This is a genomic window from Halalkalibacterium halodurans, assembly GCF_005671335.1.
Classification (GTDB): Bacteria; Bacillota; Bacilli; order Bacillales; family Bacillaceae_D; genus Halalkalibacterium; species Halalkalibacterium halodurans.
Genome location: NZ_CP040441.1, coordinates 2,682,320 through 2,702,311, shown reverse-complemented (window position 1 = coordinate 2,702,311; position 19,992 = coordinate 2,682,320). Strand labels below are relative to the sequence as shown.

General features: G+C 45.3%; 16 protein-coding genes. All 16 read left to right on the top strand.

Annotated features, from left to right (window positions below):
• Positions 1-18: 18 nt before the first annotated feature.
• The 16 genes from FED51_RS13025 to ftsZ all read left to right on the top strand — a co-directional run bounded on the left by FED51_RS13025 (position 19) and on the right by ftsZ (position 19,911).
• Positions 19-2,190, top strand: a complete 2,172-nt coding sequence (locus FED51_RS13025; protein WP_053430900.1) for a penicillin-binding protein — start codon at positions 19-21, stop codon at positions 2,188-2,190.
• A gap of 181 nt (positions 2,191-2,371) precedes the next feature.
• Positions 2,372-4,306 (top strand): stage V sporulation protein D, encoded by a 1,935-nt coding sequence (locus FED51_RS13020; RefSeq protein WP_053430901.1) that lies wholly within the window; start codon positions 2,372-2,374, stop codon positions 4,304-4,306.
• A 288-nt stretch (positions 4,307-4,594) separates the two neighbouring features.
• Complete coding sequence (locus tag FED51_RS13015; RefSeq protein WP_053430902.1) at positions 4,595-6,055, top strand: UDP-N-acetylmuramoyl-L-alanyl-D-glutamate--2,6-diaminopimelate ligase; 1,461 nt, start codon at positions 4,595-4,597, stop codon at positions 6,053-6,055.
• Positions 6,052-7,410, top strand: a complete 1,359-nt coding sequence (locus FED51_RS13010) for a UDP-N-acetylmuramoyl-tripeptide--D-alanyl-D-alanine ligase (RefSeq protein WP_053430903.1) — start codon at positions 6,052-6,054, stop codon at positions 7,408-7,410. The genes FED51_RS13015 and FED51_RS13010 overlap by 4 nt, the downstream gene beginning before the upstream one ends.
• A gap of 7 nt (positions 7,411-7,417) precedes the next feature.
• Positions 7,418-8,395 carry a phospho-N-acetylmuramoyl-pentapeptide-transferase gene (mraY, locus tag FED51_RS13005; protein WP_053431954.1) on the top strand — a complete coding sequence of 326 codons (978 nt, stop codon included), beginning with the start codon at positions 7,418-7,420 and terminating at the stop codon, positions 8,393-8,395.
• Positions 8,392-9,744: a UDP-N-acetylmuramoyl-L-alanine--D-glutamate ligase gene (gene murD / locus FED51_RS13000; protein WP_053430904.1), complete on the top strand. Its 1,353-nt coding sequence runs from the start codon at positions 8,392-8,394 to the stop codon at positions 9,742-9,744. The genes mraY and murD overlap by 4 nt, the downstream gene beginning before the upstream one ends.
• 95 nt (positions 9,745-9,839) lie before the next feature.
• Entirely contained in the window at positions 9,840-10,940 is a 1,101-nt protein-coding gene (gene spoVE / locus FED51_RS12995; protein ID WP_010898717.1) for a stage V sporulation protein E, read from the top strand.
• A 195-nt stretch (positions 10,941-11,135) separates the two neighbouring features.
• Entirely contained in the window at positions 11,136-12,353 is a 1,218-nt protein-coding gene (locus FED51_RS12990) for an ISL3-like element IS651 family transposase (protein WP_138090175.1), read from the top strand.
• Positions 12,354-12,502: 149 nt separating this feature from the next.
• The gene (gene murG, locus FED51_RS12985) at positions 12,503-13,594 is read left to right on the top strand and encodes an undecaprenyldiphospho-muramoylpentapeptide beta-N-acetylglucosaminyltransferase (RefSeq protein ID WP_053430905.1); all 1,092 of its coding nucleotides are present in this window, start codon (positions 12,503-12,505) and stop codon (positions 13,592-13,594) included.
• 71 nt (positions 13,595-13,665) lie between these two features.
• On the top strand, positions 13,666-14,571 hold the full coding sequence (gene murB, locus FED51_RS12980; protein WP_053430906.1) for a UDP-N-acetylmuramate dehydrogenase: 906 nt from the start codon (positions 13,666-13,668) through the stop codon (positions 14,569-14,571).
• A 95-nt stretch (positions 14,572-14,666) separates the two neighbouring features.
• On the top strand, positions 14,667-15,455 hold the full coding sequence (locus tag FED51_RS12975; protein WP_053430907.1) for a cell division protein FtsQ/DivIB: 789 nt from the start codon (positions 14,667-14,669) through the stop codon (positions 15,453-15,455).
• The gene (locus tag FED51_RS12970; protein WP_010898713.1) at positions 15,439-16,161 is read left to right on the top strand and encodes a DUF881 domain-containing protein; all 723 of its coding nucleotides are present in this window, start codon (positions 15,439-15,441) and stop codon (positions 16,159-16,161) included. Before FED51_RS12975 ends, FED51_RS12970 begins: the two co-directional genes overlap by 17 nt.
• Positions 16,162-16,166: 5 nt before the next feature.
• The gene (locus tag FED51_RS12965; protein ID WP_010898712.1) at positions 16,167-16,874 is read left to right on the top strand and encodes a DUF881 domain-containing protein; all 708 of its coding nucleotides are present in this window, start codon (positions 16,167-16,169) and stop codon (positions 16,872-16,874) included.
• Between the two features lie 6 nt (positions 16,875-16,880).
• Positions 16,881-17,234, top strand: a complete 354-nt coding sequence (locus FED51_RS12960) for a small basic family protein (protein ID WP_010898711.1) — start codon at positions 16,881-16,883, stop codon at positions 17,232-17,234.
• 199 nt (positions 17,235-17,433) lie between these two features.
• Positions 17,434-18,711: a cell division protein FtsA gene (gene ftsA / locus FED51_RS12955; RefSeq protein WP_053430908.1), complete on the top strand. Its 1,278-nt coding sequence runs from the start codon at positions 17,434-17,436 to the stop codon at positions 18,709-18,711.
• Between the two features lie 51 nt (positions 18,712-18,762).
• Entirely contained in the window at positions 18,763-19,911 is a 1,149-nt protein-coding gene (gene ftsZ, locus FED51_RS12950) for a cell division protein FtsZ (RefSeq protein WP_010898709.1), read from the top strand.
• Positions 19,912-19,992 lie beyond the last annotated feature (81 nt).

The window sequence follows — 19,992 nt, the reverse complement described above, 5'->3', positions numbered from 1 at the left end:
GGCGGAGGTGCATGTAGTATGGACATTAAACGAGCAGCGACGAATAAACGTGCAGTGCTCATGCTAGTCTTGTTTATCGTCGTATTCTCTGTTTTAATTGCAAGGTTCTTATATTTACAAATCGAAAAAGAAGTAAAAGGCTACTCTCTTCAAGCAATTGCAGAGGCAAGGTGGACAAGTTCTGAGGTTCTTCATGGGAAAAGAGGCACGATTAGGGATCGAAATGGCGATGCTCTGGCAGAAGAAGTCACGTCTTATTCTGTATATGCCGTTCTTGATAATTCTCACCAACCGGCAGTAGAAGATCCGGAGCGGACCGCTCAATTGTTGGCAGAACATATCAATATGTCAGAAGAGCGCTTATTAGAATTGCTTACACGGGATGTCTACCAAGTCGAGCTAGGTGCTGGGGCAAGGAACTTAACACAAGAGCAGCGAGATAAGATTGCCGATTTAGATCTGCCAGGCATTTATTTCACAGAAGAACCGAGACGATATTATCCGAAGCATACATATGCTTCCCACCTCATCGGTTACACAGACCGAGACATGGGGGAATCACGTATGGGTCTTGAGCGAAGCCTGGATGAATATCTTCGTGGAGAGGATGGAGAGATTCGGTTTAAGAAGGACGGCCAAGGAATTCCTCTCCCGCGCCCGAGTGAGCAAATTGAACCGGCAAAAACAGGAAATGATGTCTACTTGACTTTAGATTCCAATATTCAGACGGCATTAGATCAAGTCATGACACAGGTGGAGGAAGAATATAAACCTGAGCGAATCATTGCGATCGTCGCTGACCCGAAAACAGGTCAAATTTTAGCGATGAGCAATCGGCCAACCTTTAATCCGAATGAATATGAGCAAATTACAAACTACATGAACTACGCTGTATCAGATCGATATGAACCTGGTTCTACGATGAAGGTGTTTACCCTAGCGGCAGCTTTAGAGGAAGGGGTACTAAACGTTAATGAACAGTATCAATCTGGTACGTATACGATTAGAAATGATACGAACCCGCCGATTCGCGACCATAACCAAGGGCGCGGGTGGGGGACGATTTCATACCTAGAAGCGATGCAGCGCTCATCAAATGTTGGGTTTTCAAAAATTGCCTTGGAGAAGCTGGGTCCTGAAAAACTTTACGAATACTTAGATGAATTTGGTTTCGGTGAACCAACAGGTATTGATCTACCGAATGAAGCAGCGAGCGTCTATGCGAAAGGGTCGCTACGGGATGCGGCATCCACAGCATTTGGACAAGGGACAGCTGTGACGCCGATTCAACAAATTCAGGCCATGACGGCGATTGCAAACGATGGGAAGATGATGAAGCCTTATGTCGTTGATCGAATTGTAGACTCTGAAACAGGAAAGGTCATTGCAGAGAAGGAACCGGAAGTGGTAGGAGAGCCCATTTCTAAAGAAACGGCAAAGGAAGTACGAGACATTTTGGAAACGGTCGTTACCTCGTCATCAGGAACGGGTCGTCCATTTTATTTAGAAGGATTCGATGTGGCTGGAAAGACAGGAACAGCCCAAGTAAGAAATCCAGACGGTCCTGGTTATTTAAATGGTCATGGACAGAATATCTTTTCTTTTATTGGGGTGGCGCCAAAAGATGATCCGAGTGTGATCGTCTATGTGGCCGTTGATCGTCCGTCGCTAAACACGAACCAAGTAGGATCGGAGCCAGTGGCGAAAATCTTTAATACGATTATGAACCACAGCCTCCAATACTTGAACATTTCTCCTTCAGTAGAGGAGCTAAAGGATGAGGAAGAAGAAGGTTATGAGCTAGCCGACTTTATAGGTGAATCAGCACGATCGGCACGGGAAGAGCTTGAACAAGCAGGAATGAAAGTATACGTTTTAGGTGAAGGAGACACAGTGGAAGGACAGCAACCGTATTCAGGACATACACTGCTAGAAGGGGAGCGAGTCATTCTTCGAACAGAAAGTGAATCGTACACTCTTCCGTCCATGATCGGATGGTCGCTACGTGATGTGTTGAAAGTTGCGAATGTCCTTGATGTGAATGTGAACCTTTTTGGTCAAGGATTTGTCGTCGGTCAAAGCATTGAAGAAGGAGATACAATTACACCTGGAGACTATATGGTCGTTGAGCTAGCTTCGCCAACCCGTCAAGAAACAAAGACTGGCGAGAAAGAAGAAGACGAAGAGTAAGAAAAGCGTATAACGATTCGCATAAACAACTCCCTATTCGAATAAGTTGAAACAAGCCTACTTCTTGGAGGGGGTCGATGGTTGATTGATCGGCCCTCTTCAATTCCGCTATCAAAATGTTCCTAGGATGGTAGGAAAGGAAAGCGGGCTTTCGCAGAATTGAACCGGGGAGGTACTTGCTGTGCGAGTGTCAAATGTCACTGTCCGAAGACGTCTCATCTTCGTTCTTTTGGTTGGATTAGCAGCCTTTCTTATTATTATGCTACGACTCGGGTACGTTCAATTTGCCTTGGGTGATTGGTTAACAGGTCAAGCACAAGACTCATGGAGTAGGGATGTGCCATTTGAAGCGAAACGAGGAGAGATCACCGATCGAAACGACGTTGTCTTGGCGACAAATGTTAGTGCACCATCCATTCTCGTCGTTCCTCGTCAAGTGAAAGATCCAACGGAGACGGCTGAGAAGTTAGCCAATGTTTTGCAAATGGACAGGCAAAAAGCGTATGAATTAATTACAAAAAGAGAGTCAATCGTTCGGTTGAATCCAGAAGGACGTAAAATCTCAAAAGACAAGGCCAATGAGGTACGGAAGCTCAGGCTTCCTGGTGTTTACATTGCCGAAGACAGCAAGCGTCATTACCCGTTTGGAAGCTATTTGTCCCACGTTCTTGGGTTTGCTGGTATTGATAACCAAGGACTCACGGGATTGGAGCTTTATTATGATGAGCAGCTAAAGGGAGAGAAAGGACATGTTTCCTTTTTTTCCGACGCCAAAGGCCAACGGTTACCTAATTTGGCTGACGAATATACTGCTCCTATCAACGGCTTAAATTTACGATTGACGATTGACAGCAGGGTTCAAACGATTATTGAACGAGAGCTGGATATTGCTGAAGCTACCTATTCCCCTGATGGCGCGATCGCAATTGCGATGAACCCCAATACTGGAGAAATTTTAGGGATGAGCAGTCGGCCACATTATAACCCTGAAAACTTCCGAGAGGTTCCCCCTGAAGTATACAACCAAAACAAGCCGATTTGGATGCAATATGAGCCAGGCTCTACTTTTAAAATTATTACACTTGCGGCTGCGCTCGAAGAAAACGAGGTCGACCTTACGAACGATAGGTTCCATGATCCAGGGTTTATTGAGGTGGCAGGACACCGTCTCCGATGCTGGAAAAAAGGAGGCCACGGGAGCCAAACCTTTTTAGAAGTCGTAGAGAATTCATGCAACCCAGGCTTTGTCGTTCTAGGGGAACGTCTTGGAAAGGATCGGCTGTTTGATTACATTGAAGCGTTTGGCTTTGGTCAGAAAACGGGCATTGACCTACAAGGTGAAGCGAAAGGAATTATTTTTAACCGGGATCGGATTGGCCCCCTCGAGCAAGCAACGACAGCCTTCGGTCAAGGGGTGTCGGTTACGCCCATACAGCAAGTAGCAGCTGTCTCTGCGGCAGTGAACGGCGGTTATTTGTACGAACCTTACGTAGCAAAGGACTGGGTTGATCCATATACAGGAGAAGTCGTCGAGTCAAGTGCCCCGAAAATGAGGCGACAAATTATCTCAGAAGAGACGTCAAAAGAAGTTCGCTATGCATTAGAAAGTGTTGTTGCACGTGGAACGGGACAAGGTGCGTTTGTGGACGGATATCGAGTGGGAGGGAAAACCGGTACGGCACAGAAAGCGAAAGATGGACGATACTTAGAGAACAATCATATTGTCTCGTTTATCGGGTTCGCTCCAGCAGATGACCCGCAAATTGTTGTATACGTTGCAATCGATAACCCGAAAGATACGGTCCAGTTCGGTGGTGTTGTCGCTGCGCCAATTGTTGGAAAGATTATTGGCGATAGTTTGCAAGCACTTGGTATTGAAAAGCGAGAAAATCAGATTGAAAAAGAGCGGAAATGGAACGACGAACCTTTAGTCGAAGTTCCTGATTTGGTCGGCCGAACGAAGAGAGACCTTCATGAATCGTATTATGAACTTAAAATTGATGCAGATGGTAAAGGGGATGTTGTCGTCGCTCAAGCACCAGAGCCAGGGACGAAAGTGGCGGTTGGATCGACGATACGGCTTTACATGGATGACGACACAGAGCCTACAGATTAAAATAAAAGAGATACGTTTTAACAAAGAAGGGAAAAGGAGAGAATGACGGATAGCCGCTTTCTCTTCTCCTTCTATTTTTTTCACGAGAACGTACATGCGTTTATTTACTTCAGCCAAATAAAAAGGGCTGGCTCCTGCGGATGAATTTGATGCTGAGCGACAATTTTCCTTGACGACATTTCAGTTTACATAAAATTAGGTCTTTACAATAGATGGGTGGATACGTAAGATTGATGTGGCGCTCATTTTTAAGTTTAAATAAAAGCCAATATTGTGAGGTAATGATGTATGGTAAAATTAGTTTCCTTACTGGATTCCTTGTATGGATATAAAATGATACATGAGGGAAATCCAGACATTCATTCAATACATATGGATTCACGTGAAGTTGTAGAAGGTGGGCTGTTTTTCTGCATCAAAGGGTATACGGTTGATGGTCATGATTACGCCCAGCAAGCAGTAAGCAACGGAGCAGTTGCGGTCGTTAGTGAGAGACCGCTTGAACTTTCCGTTCCTGTTGTTGTCGTCAGAGATTCACGTCGAGCGATGGCTCAAGTGGCGACAAAGTTTTACGGTGAACCGACAAATGATCTGCAGCTCATCGGTGTTACAGGAACGAATGGTAAAACTACGATTACCCATTTGATTGAAAAAATAATGCAGGATCAAGGGAAGATGACAGGGCTCATAGGAACGATGTACACGAAAATCGGTCATGAGCTCAGGGAGACGAAAAACACAACACCAGAGTCCCTCGTGTTGCAACGAACATTTGCTGACATGAAAAAGTCTGGAGTGACGACGGCGATGATGGAAGTTTCCTCCCATGCCCTTCAATCGGGACGAGTGCGTGGCTGTGATTTTGATGTGGCTGTCTTCTCCAATTTAACTCCTGATCACTTAGACTACCATGGAACGATGGAGCGGTATAAATTTGCCAAGGGGTTACTCTTTGCTCAACTCGGCAATACGTACCGAGGAAAAGTAGCTGTCTTAAACGCGGACGATCCAGCCTCTGCTGATTTCGCTGAGATGACGATCGCTCAAGTCGTTACTTATGGTATTGAGAACGAAGCCGATTTCCAGGCAGAAAATGTTCGAATTACCTCCACTGGAACGACATTTGAGCTTGCTGCTTTCGAGGAGCGCATGGAGATATCGATTCGTCTAATCGGAAAATTTAGTGTATACAATGTTCTAGCAGCCGCTGCCGCCGCTTATGTGAGCGGTGTTCCATTACAGGAGATAAAGAAGAGTTTAGAGGAAGTCAAAGGAGTAGCGGGACGATTCGAAACGGTGAAGCATGATCAACCTTTTACGGTCATTGTCGACTATGCTCATACGCCTGATAGTCTCGAAAATGTGCTGAAGACGGTTAGCGAATTGGCGAAAGGAGACGTGCGGGTCGTTGTAGGCTGCGGTGGCGACAGAGATAAGACCAAGCGTCCGGTCATGGCGGAAATTGCCACAACCTTTGCGGATCAAGCGATTTTCACATCAGATAATCCTCGCAGTGAAGAGCCGATGGATATTTTGCATGATATGGAGCAGGGGGCCAAAGGTGATTCCTATCTTATGATTGAAGACCGAAAAGAAGCGATCTTTAAAGCGATTGAATTGGCGAAAGAAGACGATATTATCGTGATTGCAGGAAAAGGACATGAAACGTATCAGCAGTTCCGTGATCGAACGATCGATTTCGACGATCGGATCGTAGCTCAACAGGCGATTAAGGAGCGATGGACATGAGTATATCAACACAGCTTTTAAAAGGGATCATTACGAAAAACAACCCATCTGCTCCACTCTCGTTTACCGGGGTATCGACCGACACACGCACGATTCAAGAAGGGAACCTTTTTGTTCCGCTTATCGGTGAGAGATTTGATGGTCATGATTATGTGGAACAAGCGCTATCTAAGGGAGCACAAGCTTCACTTTGGGCTACTTCTGTTCCGGTACCTGAGTCATTAAAAAATGAGGATCGCCTTTTGTTCGTAAATGATACCCTATTTGCGCTACAAGCGATGGCAAAAGCTTATTTGCGGCAAACAGAACCAACAGTTGTAGCCGTAACGGGAAGCAATGGGAAAACGACAGTGAAAGACTTACTCTATGCGACTCTTGCTCCGTTAGGCTCTATTTATAAAACGCAAGGGAATTACAATAATCATATCGGGCTTCCGTTAACGGTGCTTTCCATGCCAGCTAATTGTCAAACACTCATTTTAGAAATGGGGATGAGCGGGTTAGGGGAAATTGAACTGTTAAGTAAACTAGCAACCCCGGATATTGCTGTCGTAACGAACATAGGAGAATCTCACCTTGAACAGCTAGGGAGCCGTGAGAACATTGCAAAAGCAAAAATGGAAATTGCCCTCGGCCTAAAGCCAACAGGTGTCCTATTTCTCGACGGTGATGAACCGTTGCTTTCTCCTTATGTGAAAGAAGGCGTGCAAACGGTTGGATTCTCTTCGGAAAATAAAATCGTGATTCACGATCTAGAAGCTCGTGAAGATGGCTATTCGTTCACCATTGATGATCATTCTTATGACATCAAACTGATTGGTGAGCATAATGTTAAGAATGCAGCATACGCTGTCAGCGTAGCACTACACCTCGGACTTTCACCGGAGCAAGTCGCTAGATCATTAGAGAGTGTAGCAATTTCAAAGATGCGGCTTGAAAAGGTCGAAGGTCAAAAGGGAGCCCTTCTTTTAAATGACGCCTATAATGCTAGTCCGACTTCAATGAAAGCAGCGATCAAGACGTTAAAGGCATATCCGAACTATGAAAAGAAGGTTGCTGTTTTAGGAGATATTTACGAGCTAGGAATAGATGAAGAAGCATTGCATCGCTCGGTTGCCGATGAAATAACAGAGCCGATAACGACCGCGGTCCTTGTTGGGGAAAAAGGTCAGTGGATAGCGGATGAGATGAAGCGAAGAGGGAGCAATATTCCTTTCGTTTCGTTTGTTGAGAAAGAGGAAGCGACGGACTATATTGAAGGTTTATTAGATGGAAAAACAGTCGTTTTATTCAAAGCCTCTCGGGGATTGGAATTGGAATCGATTGTAGATAAATTGAAACGGGAGGAGGGATAACCAAATGATGCTAGAACGTGTCTTACTTTTAACCCTTATTCTGTCCTTTGTGATTACGGTCATTTTGTCACCTATCTTTATCCCGTTTTTACGCAGGCTTAAGTTTGGGCAAAGCATTCGTGAAGAAGGACCAAAATCACATCAAAAAAAGAGCGGGACGCCGACGATGGGGGGTTTAATGATCCTTCTATCCATCCTCGTGTCATCCTTGTTCGTCTCGTTTCAATTTCTATCTTTATCAATGGACGTCTTGCTTTTACTATTAGTGACAATCGGCTTCGGTGTTCTCGGATTTATTGATGACTTTATTAAAGTGGTCATGAAAAGAAACTTAGGGCTTACATCTAAGCAAAAATTGATCGGACAACTGGTTGTCGCTGTCCTGTTTTATTTAGGCCTAAGAAACATGGGTCTCTCTACAGAGGTGACGATTCCAGCGACGTCCCTTTCGATTGATTTCGGGTGGTTTTATTTACCTCTCGTGATCGTCATGCTTGTTGGTGCATCCAATGCGGTCAATTTAACAGATGGCCTTGATGGATTAGTAGCAGGGACTGGTGCGATCGCATTCGGTGCATTTGCGATCATTGCTTGGGCCACTAACTATTTTGAAGTGGCGATCTTCTCTGCCGCTGTTGTTGGTGCCGTACTCGGCTTTCTTGTGTTCAACTCCCACCCGGCTAAAGTGTTTATGGGAGATACAGGTTCCCTCGCACTTGGGGGTGCCATTGCGGCCATTGCGATTATGGCGAAGCAGGAAATCTTGTTAATCATTATTGGCGGGGTATTTGTCATTGAAACACTTTCCGTCATCATTCAAGTCATTTCTTTTAAGACGAGAGGAAAGCGGATTTTTAAAATGAGCCCGCTCCACCATCACTATGAGCTTTCAGGTTGGTCTGAATGGCGCGTCGTCGTTACGTTTTGGACGGTCGGTCTCCTATTTGCTATGCTCGCGATCTATTTAGAGGTGTGGATAACATGAAACATACAGAACAATTTCATCAAAAACATATTTTAGTATTAGGTTTGGCAAAAAGCGGAGAGGCCGCGGCCCGTCTCCTCCATGATTTAGGCGCGATTGTCACCGTAAATGACCAAAAACCGTTGGCGGATAACCCTCAAGCGCAAAAGCTGCAAAAGGAAGGGATTCACGTCGTATGTGGAGAACACCCAATCTCTCTTCTTGATGGAAAAGAATTAGTCGTAAAAAACCCAGGGATTCGCTATGATAATCCAATTGTTGAGGAAGCGATCAAACGGGGGATCTCCGTCGTGACCGAGGTCGAGCTTGCATCTAAGGTGAGTGAAGCTGAGATCGTCGCAATTACAGGGTCTAATGGGAAGACGACGACGACGTCTTTAGTTGTGGAGATGCTGAAGGGAAGTGCCCGAGAGCCGAAAGTAGCAGGAAACATTGGGGTCGTGGCTTCCGATGTAGCTAGGGAAGCAACGGCGGATGATGTGATCGTCATGGAAGTGTCCAGCTTCCAATTGATGGGGACGAGCCATTTCCGTCCTAAAGTGGCGATCCTCTTAAATATTTTTGACGCCCATCTCGATTATCACGGCTCGAAAGAAAATTATGTGGCGGCCAAAAAGAAAATTGTTGAAAATATGAAAGAGGAAGACTACTTTGTCTACAACGCAGATGATCCGCTAGTCTCCAAGGTTGCCGCTGAAACAAAGGCAACACCTATTCCTTTTTCACGGTCAACCGTCGTCAAAAGCGGAGCCTATGTTGATGGGGAAACCTATATGTTTAGAGGGGAAAAGATTGTGGAAAAAGGCGATGTCGTATTGCCAGGAGACCACAATGTGGACAACGTATTAGCTGCCATGTCGGCTGCCTTGCTCATGGGTGCGACAAAGGAACAAATTCATCATGTATTGTCCAAGTTTTCTGGTGTGGAACACCGCCTGCAATTTGTTGGGACAGCTTTTGAGAGGAAATGGTATAACGATTCGAAAGCGACAAACATTCTCTCCACTACAGCGGCGATTCAATCCTTTACTGACCCTATTGTATTGCTAGCAGGCGGGTTGGATCGAGGAAACTCATTTGATGACTTAATTCCAGCACTACAAAAGGTGAAAGCGGTCGTGCTTTTTGGAGAAACAAAGCATAAATTAGCACAAGCAGCAATGGAAGCTGGCGTTGAGACGATCGTGGAGGCTGAGCGGGTAGAAGATGCAGTACGTAAGGCATTAGACGTATCTACGAATGGGGATGTCATCCTTTTATCGCCTGCATGTGCGAGCTGGGATCAATACCGTACGTTTGAAGAGCGCGGTGAGGCGTTTGTGACTTCAATCGAGGGATTACAAGAATAGGATAATAAAGGACATGTTCGGTTTGTCTGGCGCATACAGTTTGGTAGAGGGGCTTTGTCCCGTACGAACGAAACTCAGTAAATGAGGTGTTCCGATTGCCAAGACAAAAAGCAGCACCAGACTACCTTCTCGTTGTCGCAACGGTAGCCTTACTTATTATAGGCTTAATTATGGTTTACAGCGCGAGTGAGGCTTGGGCTACCTACCGATTTGACGATGGGTTTTTCTTTGCGAAGCGACAGCTTTTTTTTGCGAGTGTTGGTTTTATCGCCATGCTCTTTATGATGAGGGTTGAATATTGGACGTGGCGCGTATGGGCAAAACTGATGGTGATTGTTTGCTTCGTTTTGCTCATTATTGTTCTCATTCCAGGGGTTGGTCTCGTTCGCGGTGGAGCACGAAGCTGGCTCGGTGTAGGAGCGTTCTCCATCCAGCCTTCAGAATTTATGAAAATGGCGATGATTGTTTTTTTGGCTAAGTTTTTGGCTGAAAATCAAAAATTAATCACATCGTTTAAAAAAGGGTTGCTCCCTTCGTTATCCCTTGTTATGCTTGCTTTTGGCATGATCATGCTCCAGCCTGATTTAGGAACAGGCGCGGTCATGGTCGGTACGTGTGTGGTGATGATTTTTGTTGCCGGTGCGAGGATTTTACATTTCGTCATGCTCGGCATTGTCGGAATGGCTGGTTTTGCAGCATTGATCATTTCGGCTCCATACCGGATTAAGCGCATCACCTCTTTTCTTGATCCATGGTCAGACCCCCTTGGGAGCGGATTTCAAATTATTCAATCCCTTTATGCGATCGGTCCAGGAGGACTCCTCGGTCTTGGTCTAGGGGAAAGTCGGCAAAAGTACTATTACTTGCCCGAGCCACAAACCGACTTTATTTTTGCGATATTATCGGAGGAGTTAGGCTTTCTCGGTGGCTGTTTTGTGATTGCTCTATTTGGGATCGTCTTATGGCGTGGCATACGAATCGCCTTAGGGGCTCCAGATTTGTTTGGGAGCTTTCTTGCCACAGGGATCGTCGCGATGGTGGCCATCCAAGTGATGATTAACATTGGCGTCGTGACAGGACTCATGCCAGTGACAGGAATCACCCTTCCACTTTTGAGCTATGGTGGATCAAGTTTAACACTCATGCTCGTCTCTCTCGGCGTGTTGCTTAACGTCTCGCGTTATACGCGAACGTAAACCGAGTTAGAGGTCGTCTGGTTGCCCATTCGACCTTTTTTTTATGAGTGGATCACGCTTTGAAATAATTTTTGGGCTCTACAATAAATGTTGGGGTTTTTGCACAAAAGAGGGCAAAAAAAATGCACGCAGGCTCCTTTATCCATTATCCTTGAATTGCCCAGAAACAAAGAAAGGATAGGAGCTGCGTGTACGATGAATTTTACCATGGATTTGCCCGGATTAAAAGGTGTGAAGGTCACAAAGATGGAGGAACGAGAGGACTTTATCGCGCTCCATGTAGAAATGCCGCGAACGCCTCATCGTTGCCCATCCTGCGGGAAGAGAACCGAGAGAATCCATGATTACCGCATCCAAAAAGTTCAACATCTCAAGCTCTTTGAACGGTGGGTGTATCTATTCTATCGAAAGCGCCGGTACGCGTGCAGATGCGGGAAGCGGTTTGCGGAGAAAGCCTCTTTTGTAGAGCGATATCAGCGTCAGACAGTGGAATGGAATCAAGCGTTCCGCTTACGGCTCATTCAAGGGAAGAACTTTACGGACACAGCGAATCAATTCCAAACGTCCGTGACAACTGCCATGCGCCGGTTTGATCAATTGGCGGCACCGCTCGTGAAGAAGGTGGATCACCTTCCTCCTCGGATTGCGATTGATGATTACAAAGGGGATACGAATGCGGGGAAATATCAAGTAATCATTGCGGATGCAGATACACGGAAGCCACTGGATATCTTACCGGATCGTAAAGCCGATACGCTTAAACGATATCTTCAAGAGAAGGGTCATCATGTAAAAACGGTCGTGATGGATCTTAGTTATACCTTCAAGTCGGCTGTTCAAAAGGCCTTAGGCCACCCGCTCATCATTGGGGATCCGTTCCATTTCTGTCGTTACATCTACTGGGCTCTGGAAGGGGTTCGCCGCCGAGTGCAAAAAGCGTTCCATCCGTATCATCGAAAACGATGTAAACGGATCAAACATCTGTTTCAGAAAGAGAGAGAAGGACTGGATGATAAGCAAAAGAAGAAGGTGGAGCGGTACTTAGAGCTATCCCCTGATTTAAGGGAAGCGTATGAGCTAAAAGAACATTTTCGTCGGTGGTATCAAGAAGCGAAGATGCAAGGAAGGGAAGGACGAATGAGCGAGGTGAAGCAAGGGCTCTACGCCTTTTACCGAAGAGTGGAGGCGAGCCCGTTAAAGGAGTTCCACCGAGCCATTCAGACGCTGAAGAACTGGCAGACCGAGATCTTGAATAGCTTCGCGTTTGGCTTAAACAATGGTTTTATCGAAGGACTGAATAATCAAACGAAGGTGATTAAGAGAAATGCCTTTGGTTTTCGGCGTTATGATCGCTTGCGAAACCGTATTCTCTTGCATCATCAATTCAAACATCAAACATTCGGGGTAGGATAAGAGGGGCTCGCCCTCCTATGCCACCCCAACATTTGACTAAGAACCAATTTTTGAGTATTTCACATTTTTACACTAGCCTTTGTGCGATACAGGTATAAACCTAGCCTAAATCATGATAAAATGGAAAAAGAGAGAAGGTGTCTTTGAACATGAAAATCGTTGTTAGTGGTGGGGGAACAGGAGGACATATTTATCCAGCCCTCGCGTTTATCAATGAGATAAAAAAAAGGGACGAACGTCTCGATGTTTTATATATTGGAACAGAGCGGGGACTTGAAAGCGAGATCGTCCCAAGGGAAGGAATTCCTTTTCAAACGATTCATATCACTGGATTCCAGCGTAAGCTCTCCATGGAAAACGTGAAAACCGTCGTTCGCTTTTTGCGTGGAACAAAGCGAGCCAAGGCGTTGTTAAATGAATTTAAGCCAGACGTTGTCATTGGTACGGGCGGGTACGTATGTGGTCCTGTTGTTTACGCAGCGGCAAAGCTCAAGATACCTACGGTGATTCATGAACAGAATAGTGTACCAGGTTTAACAAATAAATTTTTGAGCCGCTATGTGGATCGGATTGCGATTTGTTTCAAGGAGGCCGAAGCGTTTTTTCCGAAAAACAAGGTTGTCTTTACAGGCAATCCCCGTGCTTCTGAAGTGATGAGCGGCAACCGCGAGGAAGGGCTAAGGTCTCTTGGCATTAAACCGAATAAAAAAACGGTGCTGATTGTTGGCGGGAGCCGAGGGGCTCGTCCAATAAATGATGCGTTTATGTCAATCTTGAGCGACGTGAAGGCGAAACCTTATCAGTTTGTTTATGTCACAGGTACGGTCCACTATGAGCGTGTACAGGAACAGATGAAGAGTATAGGCCAACCAGAAAACGTCATCGTTCAACCGTTCATTCACAACATGCCAGACGTTCTTTCTGCGGTCGACTTAATTGTTGCCCGGGCAGGAGCAACGACACTAGCGGAAATTACGGCGCTAGGACTGCCGAGCATTCTCATTCCGAGCCCTTATGTAACGAACAATCACCAAGAAAAAAATGCTGCAGCGTTAAGCAAAAAGGATGCCGCAATCTTGCGAAAGGAATCTGAACTTACGGGGGATCGCTTACTGCAAGATATCGATGACATCATGGTGACGCCAGGTCGACTTGATGCGATGAAACAAGCAGCCAAAGCACTAGGGGTGCCTACATCTGCTGAAAAGTTACATATGCTTGTGAAAGAGGTAGCGAAGTAAATCACCTCAGACTACTACATTTCATTTTATGTAAGGCGTATATGTTTTGAAGAGAAAAGGGGTTTGAATAGATGGAACAACTAGTGGAAAGCTTACGTGCCCTTCAAGTAGGAGAAGTACGGGTGAATGAATCTCTGGCTCATCATACGACGTGGAAAATTGGTGGACCTGCCGATGTTTTTGTCATTCCAAACGACATAGAAGGTCTTAAAAAAACGATGAAGCTCATTCAAGAGACAGGATGTAAATGGCGGGTGATTGGTCGTGGTTCAAATATTCTAGTATCGGATAAAGGGTTGCGTGGGGTGACGGTCAAACTAGATAAAGGCCTTGATCATTTGGAAGTAAACGGTGAATCAATCACGGTCGGAGCAGGATATCCAGTGGTCAAACTGGCAACGGTGATCAGTCGGCAAGGCTTGGCAGGTCTCGAATTTGCTGCGGGCATCCCTGGGTCTGTCGGCGGTGCCGTTTTTATGAATGCAGGAGCCCATGGCTCAGACATATCACAAATTTTGACGAAGGCGCATGTGTTGTTCCCAGACGGGACACTCCGCTGGTTAACGAACGAAGAGATGGCCTTTTCATATCGCACATCGTTATTGCAAAAAAATGATGGAATATGTGTGGAAGCCATTTTTTCACTAACGCGAGGCGATAAGGAAGACATTAAAAAGAAGCTCCAAAAAAACAAAGACTATCGCCGTGACACCCAGCCGTGGAATCATCCAACGTGTGGGAGCGTGTTTCGTAACCCTCTTCCTGAGTATGCAGGACAGTTGATTGAAAAAGCTGGATTAAAAGGATACCAGATTGGAGGAGCGCAAATTTCAACGATGCATGCTAATTTTATCGTAAACACTGGAGATGCGAAGGCAGCTGATGTGGTCGCACTCATTCATCACGTAAAAGATACCATTCAAAAGCAATATCAAGTTAAAATGGAAACAGAAGTCGAACTGATCGGAGAATGGTAAAAAACGTTCATATGGGTTTGATTTGAGCTTCGAGGATAAAAGTTGTGGGCAAATATGCCGATTATTAAAGTATAACGTCAGATGGGGGGACGGTTATGGGAGATGAGAAAGTTGTTACGATTCATGAACGAATTCCATCGTTAAAAGAACAAAGAAAACAGCGAGCGAATCGCAGGCTCATCTTCTTCCTATCGTTCTTCTTTCTCTTGCTCCTCCTTGTGATTTATTTTCAGTCTCCGCTAAGTCACATCCGTAGCATTAAAGTTGAAGGGAATCAATTTGTTGATGATGACGCGATCATTGAAGCAAGTAAACTTTCAAATGAGACAAGCATTTGGAGCATCTCTGATGAGCAATTAAAGGCAAATGTGGAATCGCTTGAGGAAGTAGAAGCAATAGAGTGGCATAGAGTACTCCCTAATACGGTCGTTCTTGAAGTGAAGGAGTACGAACGAGTTGCATACTTGTTTCAAGAGGATCAATATTTCCCGATTTTAGAGTCAGGTTCATTTTTATCCGAACTGCCGAAATATAAAGTTCCGGCAGATGCTCCTATTTTAGTCAATTGGGATCAGCTCTCACTTGTGAAAGAGTTAGCAGCCGAGCTAAATGAGATGCCGGATCGAGTGGTGCAACGAATATCGGAAATTTATCATACGCCCAATGATGGAGATCCATTACGTATCACCCTGTATATGAACGACGGCCTTATCGTTCAGTCCACGATTCGTCAATTCGCGGAATATATGGCTCCTTATCCAGTGGTTGTGAAAGAGCTCGACCCGGATGCTGAAGGGATTTTACACATGAGAATGAGTCCATATTTTGAGTCGTTTAACATTCCAGAGGAAGAGGAGGATCAGGAGGTTGAAGTGGAAAGTTAGAAGTAAACATGTACTCCTGTCGCTAGTCTTCCTCGTTACGGGCTTTATTCTTGCTTTGAGCTATGAGTTAGCCAGTGAGCAATTAGCGAACCAAGGCGAGCGAAATACGAGTCAATGGCGGTATGAGGACGAGCTTCGCAATCGTATTCTGTTAGAGCAAACAATCAATCGATCGTTGCAGGAAGATTTGCGCAATTTGCAATCAGAAGTGCGGGAGCTTGAAGAAGAGATCGCTTCTGCCACTGAACGCTCAGAAATTCGTACGGCCAATTTAATAGAAGACGTGGAAAAGCTTCGTAAAATTACTGGAGCTGTTCCTGTCCAAGGACAGGGGATCGAGATCACCCTTGATGACAGCTCATACATTCCTGAAGAAGGGGACCCTAACAACTATATTGTTCATGAGCACCATGTTCAAAAGGTAGTCGATGTTTTGCTTGTGGCAGGGGCGGAGGCGGTTGCGATTAATGGCTACCGTTTGTCACATCAATCGTACATTCAATGTGTAGGTCCTGTCATTACAGTGGATGGTAATCGTTCGTATGCACCATTTACTATTTCAGCGGTTGGTGATCCTTCAGTCATGAAAAGTTCCTTTGAGCTTCCAGGTGGCGTCCAAGACTTTTTATTAGATGATTCAATCGAGGTGAGGGTTGAAGAGAAAAGCACGATTGTTCTAGACCCTTATCTAACTGAAAGAAGATGAGAAAGATGGAACGAAAATGGACATTCACAATTGTTACCTTGCTGATTGGCTTCATGCTAGCGGTTCTTTTTCAAACGACAAAGGAGCCGGTTGTCCGTGATACACGAGATGTTCGAGAATTACGGCAGGAATTGGTGCAGGAGCAAGAAAAGAGACAGCAACTGGCCGATGAGATCGAAAATACGGAATCCTTACTTTCACAATATCGACAATCCTTAGAAGAGCAGCAAGAGATAGATAGTGTGATTGAGGAGCAGATCGAAACGTTACGAGAAAGTGCCGGGCTTACTGAGGTATCGGGGGAAGGGCTCGTAATTACGATCAAGTCACTTTACGAAAATGATGCCTATGTAGGTTCAACAAGCCAGAATGTCTCACCAGATTTCCTCCGCTCCTTGCTAAACGAGCTGAACATCTATCAAGCGAAGGAAATAGCGATTGGAACGGAACGGATCATTTCAACCTCTACTTTTTATGAGGTGAATGGTACGACGCAAGTGAATACGCGGAGACTCCCACCATTGCCGATCGAAGTAAAAGTTTTAAGTGATGATGTGGAGCGACTTCATAATCAAATGGTCGTGTCCGCCGCTGTCGAGTTAGCTGAGATTGAAGGGTTACAGCTTGAGTTTGAGATAAGAGACGAGATAACCCTACCAGCTTTTGATCAAACGCCGAGGGTGCGCTTTATGGAAGAAGTAAAGGAGGAGTAGGTGAACATGTGGTTGCCAATTGTTGGACTGCTAATCGGGATATTACTAGGCCTATTTTCCGATTTTCGCGTACCAGATGCGTATACAAATTATTTATCCATTGCGGTATTAGCTGCCCTTGATACGCTTTTTGGTGGGATTCGTGCACAACTTCAAGACACTTTTGACACATACGTCTTTTTGTCTGGTTTTTTCTTTAATATTATATTAGCCGCAAGTTTGGCTTTTCTAGGTGTGTATCTTGGTGTAGACTTATACTTAGCAGCCATTTTTGCATTTGGCGTCCGCCTGTTTAATAACATCGCCGTTATCCGGAGAATGATGCTCTCACGTTTTCAAAGTCGGCGAGAGACGCCTTGATCTGTTACATCTATTGACCTCGTTTTTGAGGGACGTAGCATGGAAGATTCGAAGATGTCTTTTCTTTTTAAGAAAAAGAAAGGAAACGGCACTTATTCTGTTGAATAAGTTACGTAATTCTATACGTTTTCTAAAAGTTTCTTCAGAATAATAGGACAAGCCTCATTGGAAAACAGATTATTAAAGGAGGTGCCACAGATTGAACAACAATGAGATATATGTGAGTTTAGACATCGGTACATCCAATGTTCGAATCATCATTGGAGAAATTACAGATGGTTCAATTAACATCATTGGTGTTGGGAATGCACCATCTGAAGGAATAAAGAAAGGCTCGATCGTTGATATTGATGAAACCGTGCGATCCATTCGCAGAGCAGTTGAACAGGCAGAGAGGATGGTCGGTCTTTCGATACGACAGGTCATTGTCGGTGTCAATGGAAATCACGTGCAGCTCCAGCCTTGCCATGGAGTGGTAGCTGTTTCAAGCCCAGATCGAGAAATTGGAGATGAGGACATTGCAAGGGTGATCGACGCCGCACAAGTCGTCTCAATTCCACCAGAGCGGGAAATTATTGATGTGATTCCGAAACAATTCATCGTGGATGGCCTCGACGAAATCAATGACCCTCGAGGAATGATCGGCGTCCGTTTGGAGATGGAAGGGACGATCATTACAGGATCAAAAACGTTATTACATAACCTATTAAGATGTGTGGAACGTGCAGGGTTAGAGGTTGCGGATATTTGTCTACAAGCATTAGCGGCCGGATCTGTAGCCATTTCAAAAGATGAGAAAAGCCTAGGCGTTTGTCTGATCGATATTGGCGGAGGGTCAATGACCATTTCATGCTTCGAACAAGGAAGCTTGGTAGATACTTCTGTCATTCCTGTAGGCGGGGACCATGTAACAAATGATATTGCCGTTGGTTTGCGAATTTCTACAGAAGAAGCTATCAAAATCAAGCATACGCATGGACATGCGTACATAGACGAAGCATCGGAAGAAGACCGATTTGAGGTGAAAGCAATCGGTAGCACAGAGCCAGAGGCTTTTTCTCAATTTGAGCTTGCCCACATCATCGAGCCGAGAATGGAAGAAATGTTTGAGCTCATTAACCGTGAGCTAAGACGCCTAGGACAGCATGATTTCCCTGGTGGCTTTGTTCTCACTGGTGGGTCGGTGATGATGCCGGGAGTTCTTGAACTGGCGAAGGAGACGCTCGGCCGTAACGTGCGCGTCGCTATTCCTGATTATATTGGTGTTCGTGAACCACAATATACGACGGGCGTTGGATTAATCCAGTTTGCGTATAAAAACGTAAAAATTCAAGGAAAAGAAGTTGCTGCTGCAGTTGCGGAGGCTGGGGCCGAACAAGAACAACGGCCTAAAAAGGAGAAAGAGCGGTCTCGCACAAATGAAGGTCCAGGGGTCAAATCAAAGGTGAAAAACTGGTTCAAAGTCTTTTTGGAGTAGGATGAAATCGGAAGTGCAAATGGGACAATTGTTTGATTAGGGGGACCTGACATGTTAGAGTTTGAAATGGATATGGATCAATTAGCACAGATTAAAGTAATCGGTGTCGGCGGAGGCGGAAGCAACGCGGTAAACCGAATGATTGAAAATGGCTTGCAAGGCGTTGATTTTATTTCTGTGAATACCGATGCCCAAGCGCTCCACCTTTCTAAAGCGGAAGTGAAGCTACAATTAGGTGGTAAACTGACGCGAGGGCTAGGTGCTGGAGCTAATCCTGAGATCGGAAAAAAAGCGGCGGAAGAAAGCCGTGAGCAAATTGAAGAAGCTCTTCAAGGTGCTGATATGGTGTTTATTACAGCTGGTATGGGAGGCGGCACAGGTACAGGTGCTGCACCTGTCATTGCTGAAGTGGCAAAAGAGATTGGCGCGTTAACGGTTGGTGTGGTGACACGTCCGTTTACGTTTGAAGGGCGAAAACGTTCCACTCAGGCAGCGGCAGGGATTGCTGCTTTGAAGGAGAAAGTAGACACACTAATCGTCATTCCGAATGATCGCTTGCTTGAAATTGTCGACAAGAACACGCCAATGTTGGAAGCGTTCCGTGAGGCTGATAATGTGCTTCGTCAAGGGGTTCAAGGGATTTCCGATCTGATCGCGACGCCTGGATTAATCAACCTTGACTTTGCGGACGTAAAAACGATTATGAAAGATAAAGGTTCTGCCCTCATGGGAATCGGGATTGCCACCGGTGAGAACCGAGCGGGTGAAGCCGCGAAAAAAGCGATTTCCAGCCCATTGCTCGAAACGTCTTTAGACGGAGCTCAAGGGGTGTTAATGAACATTACAGGCGGCTCCAACTTAAGCTTGTATGAGGTTCATGAAGCGGCGGAAATAGTTTCTGCTGCATCGGACGCAGAAGTCAACATGATCTTTGGTTCAGTTATTAATGAAGATTTGAAAGATGAAATTGTTGTAACTGTCATTGCCACAGGTTTTGATGATGCAGAAAATCGCCGTGCCCAACAACAAAGCAACTTTAACCGGCAGGCGGCACCAAAACAACCGTTGAAGTCGAAGGAGAAAGAAGCGGAGAAGAAAGAACCTCGCTTTACTTCACAGCCTGAAGCCGATGACAACGAGTCACTTGATACATTAGACATTCCGGCCTTTTTACGAAATCGCCGGCGGAAATCAAGATAACGTTAAGAGACTGGGACAAAATTAGCCAAACGTAATAAAAAAGGTTCGGATCATTTTCTTTTGAAGATCCGAACCTTTTTT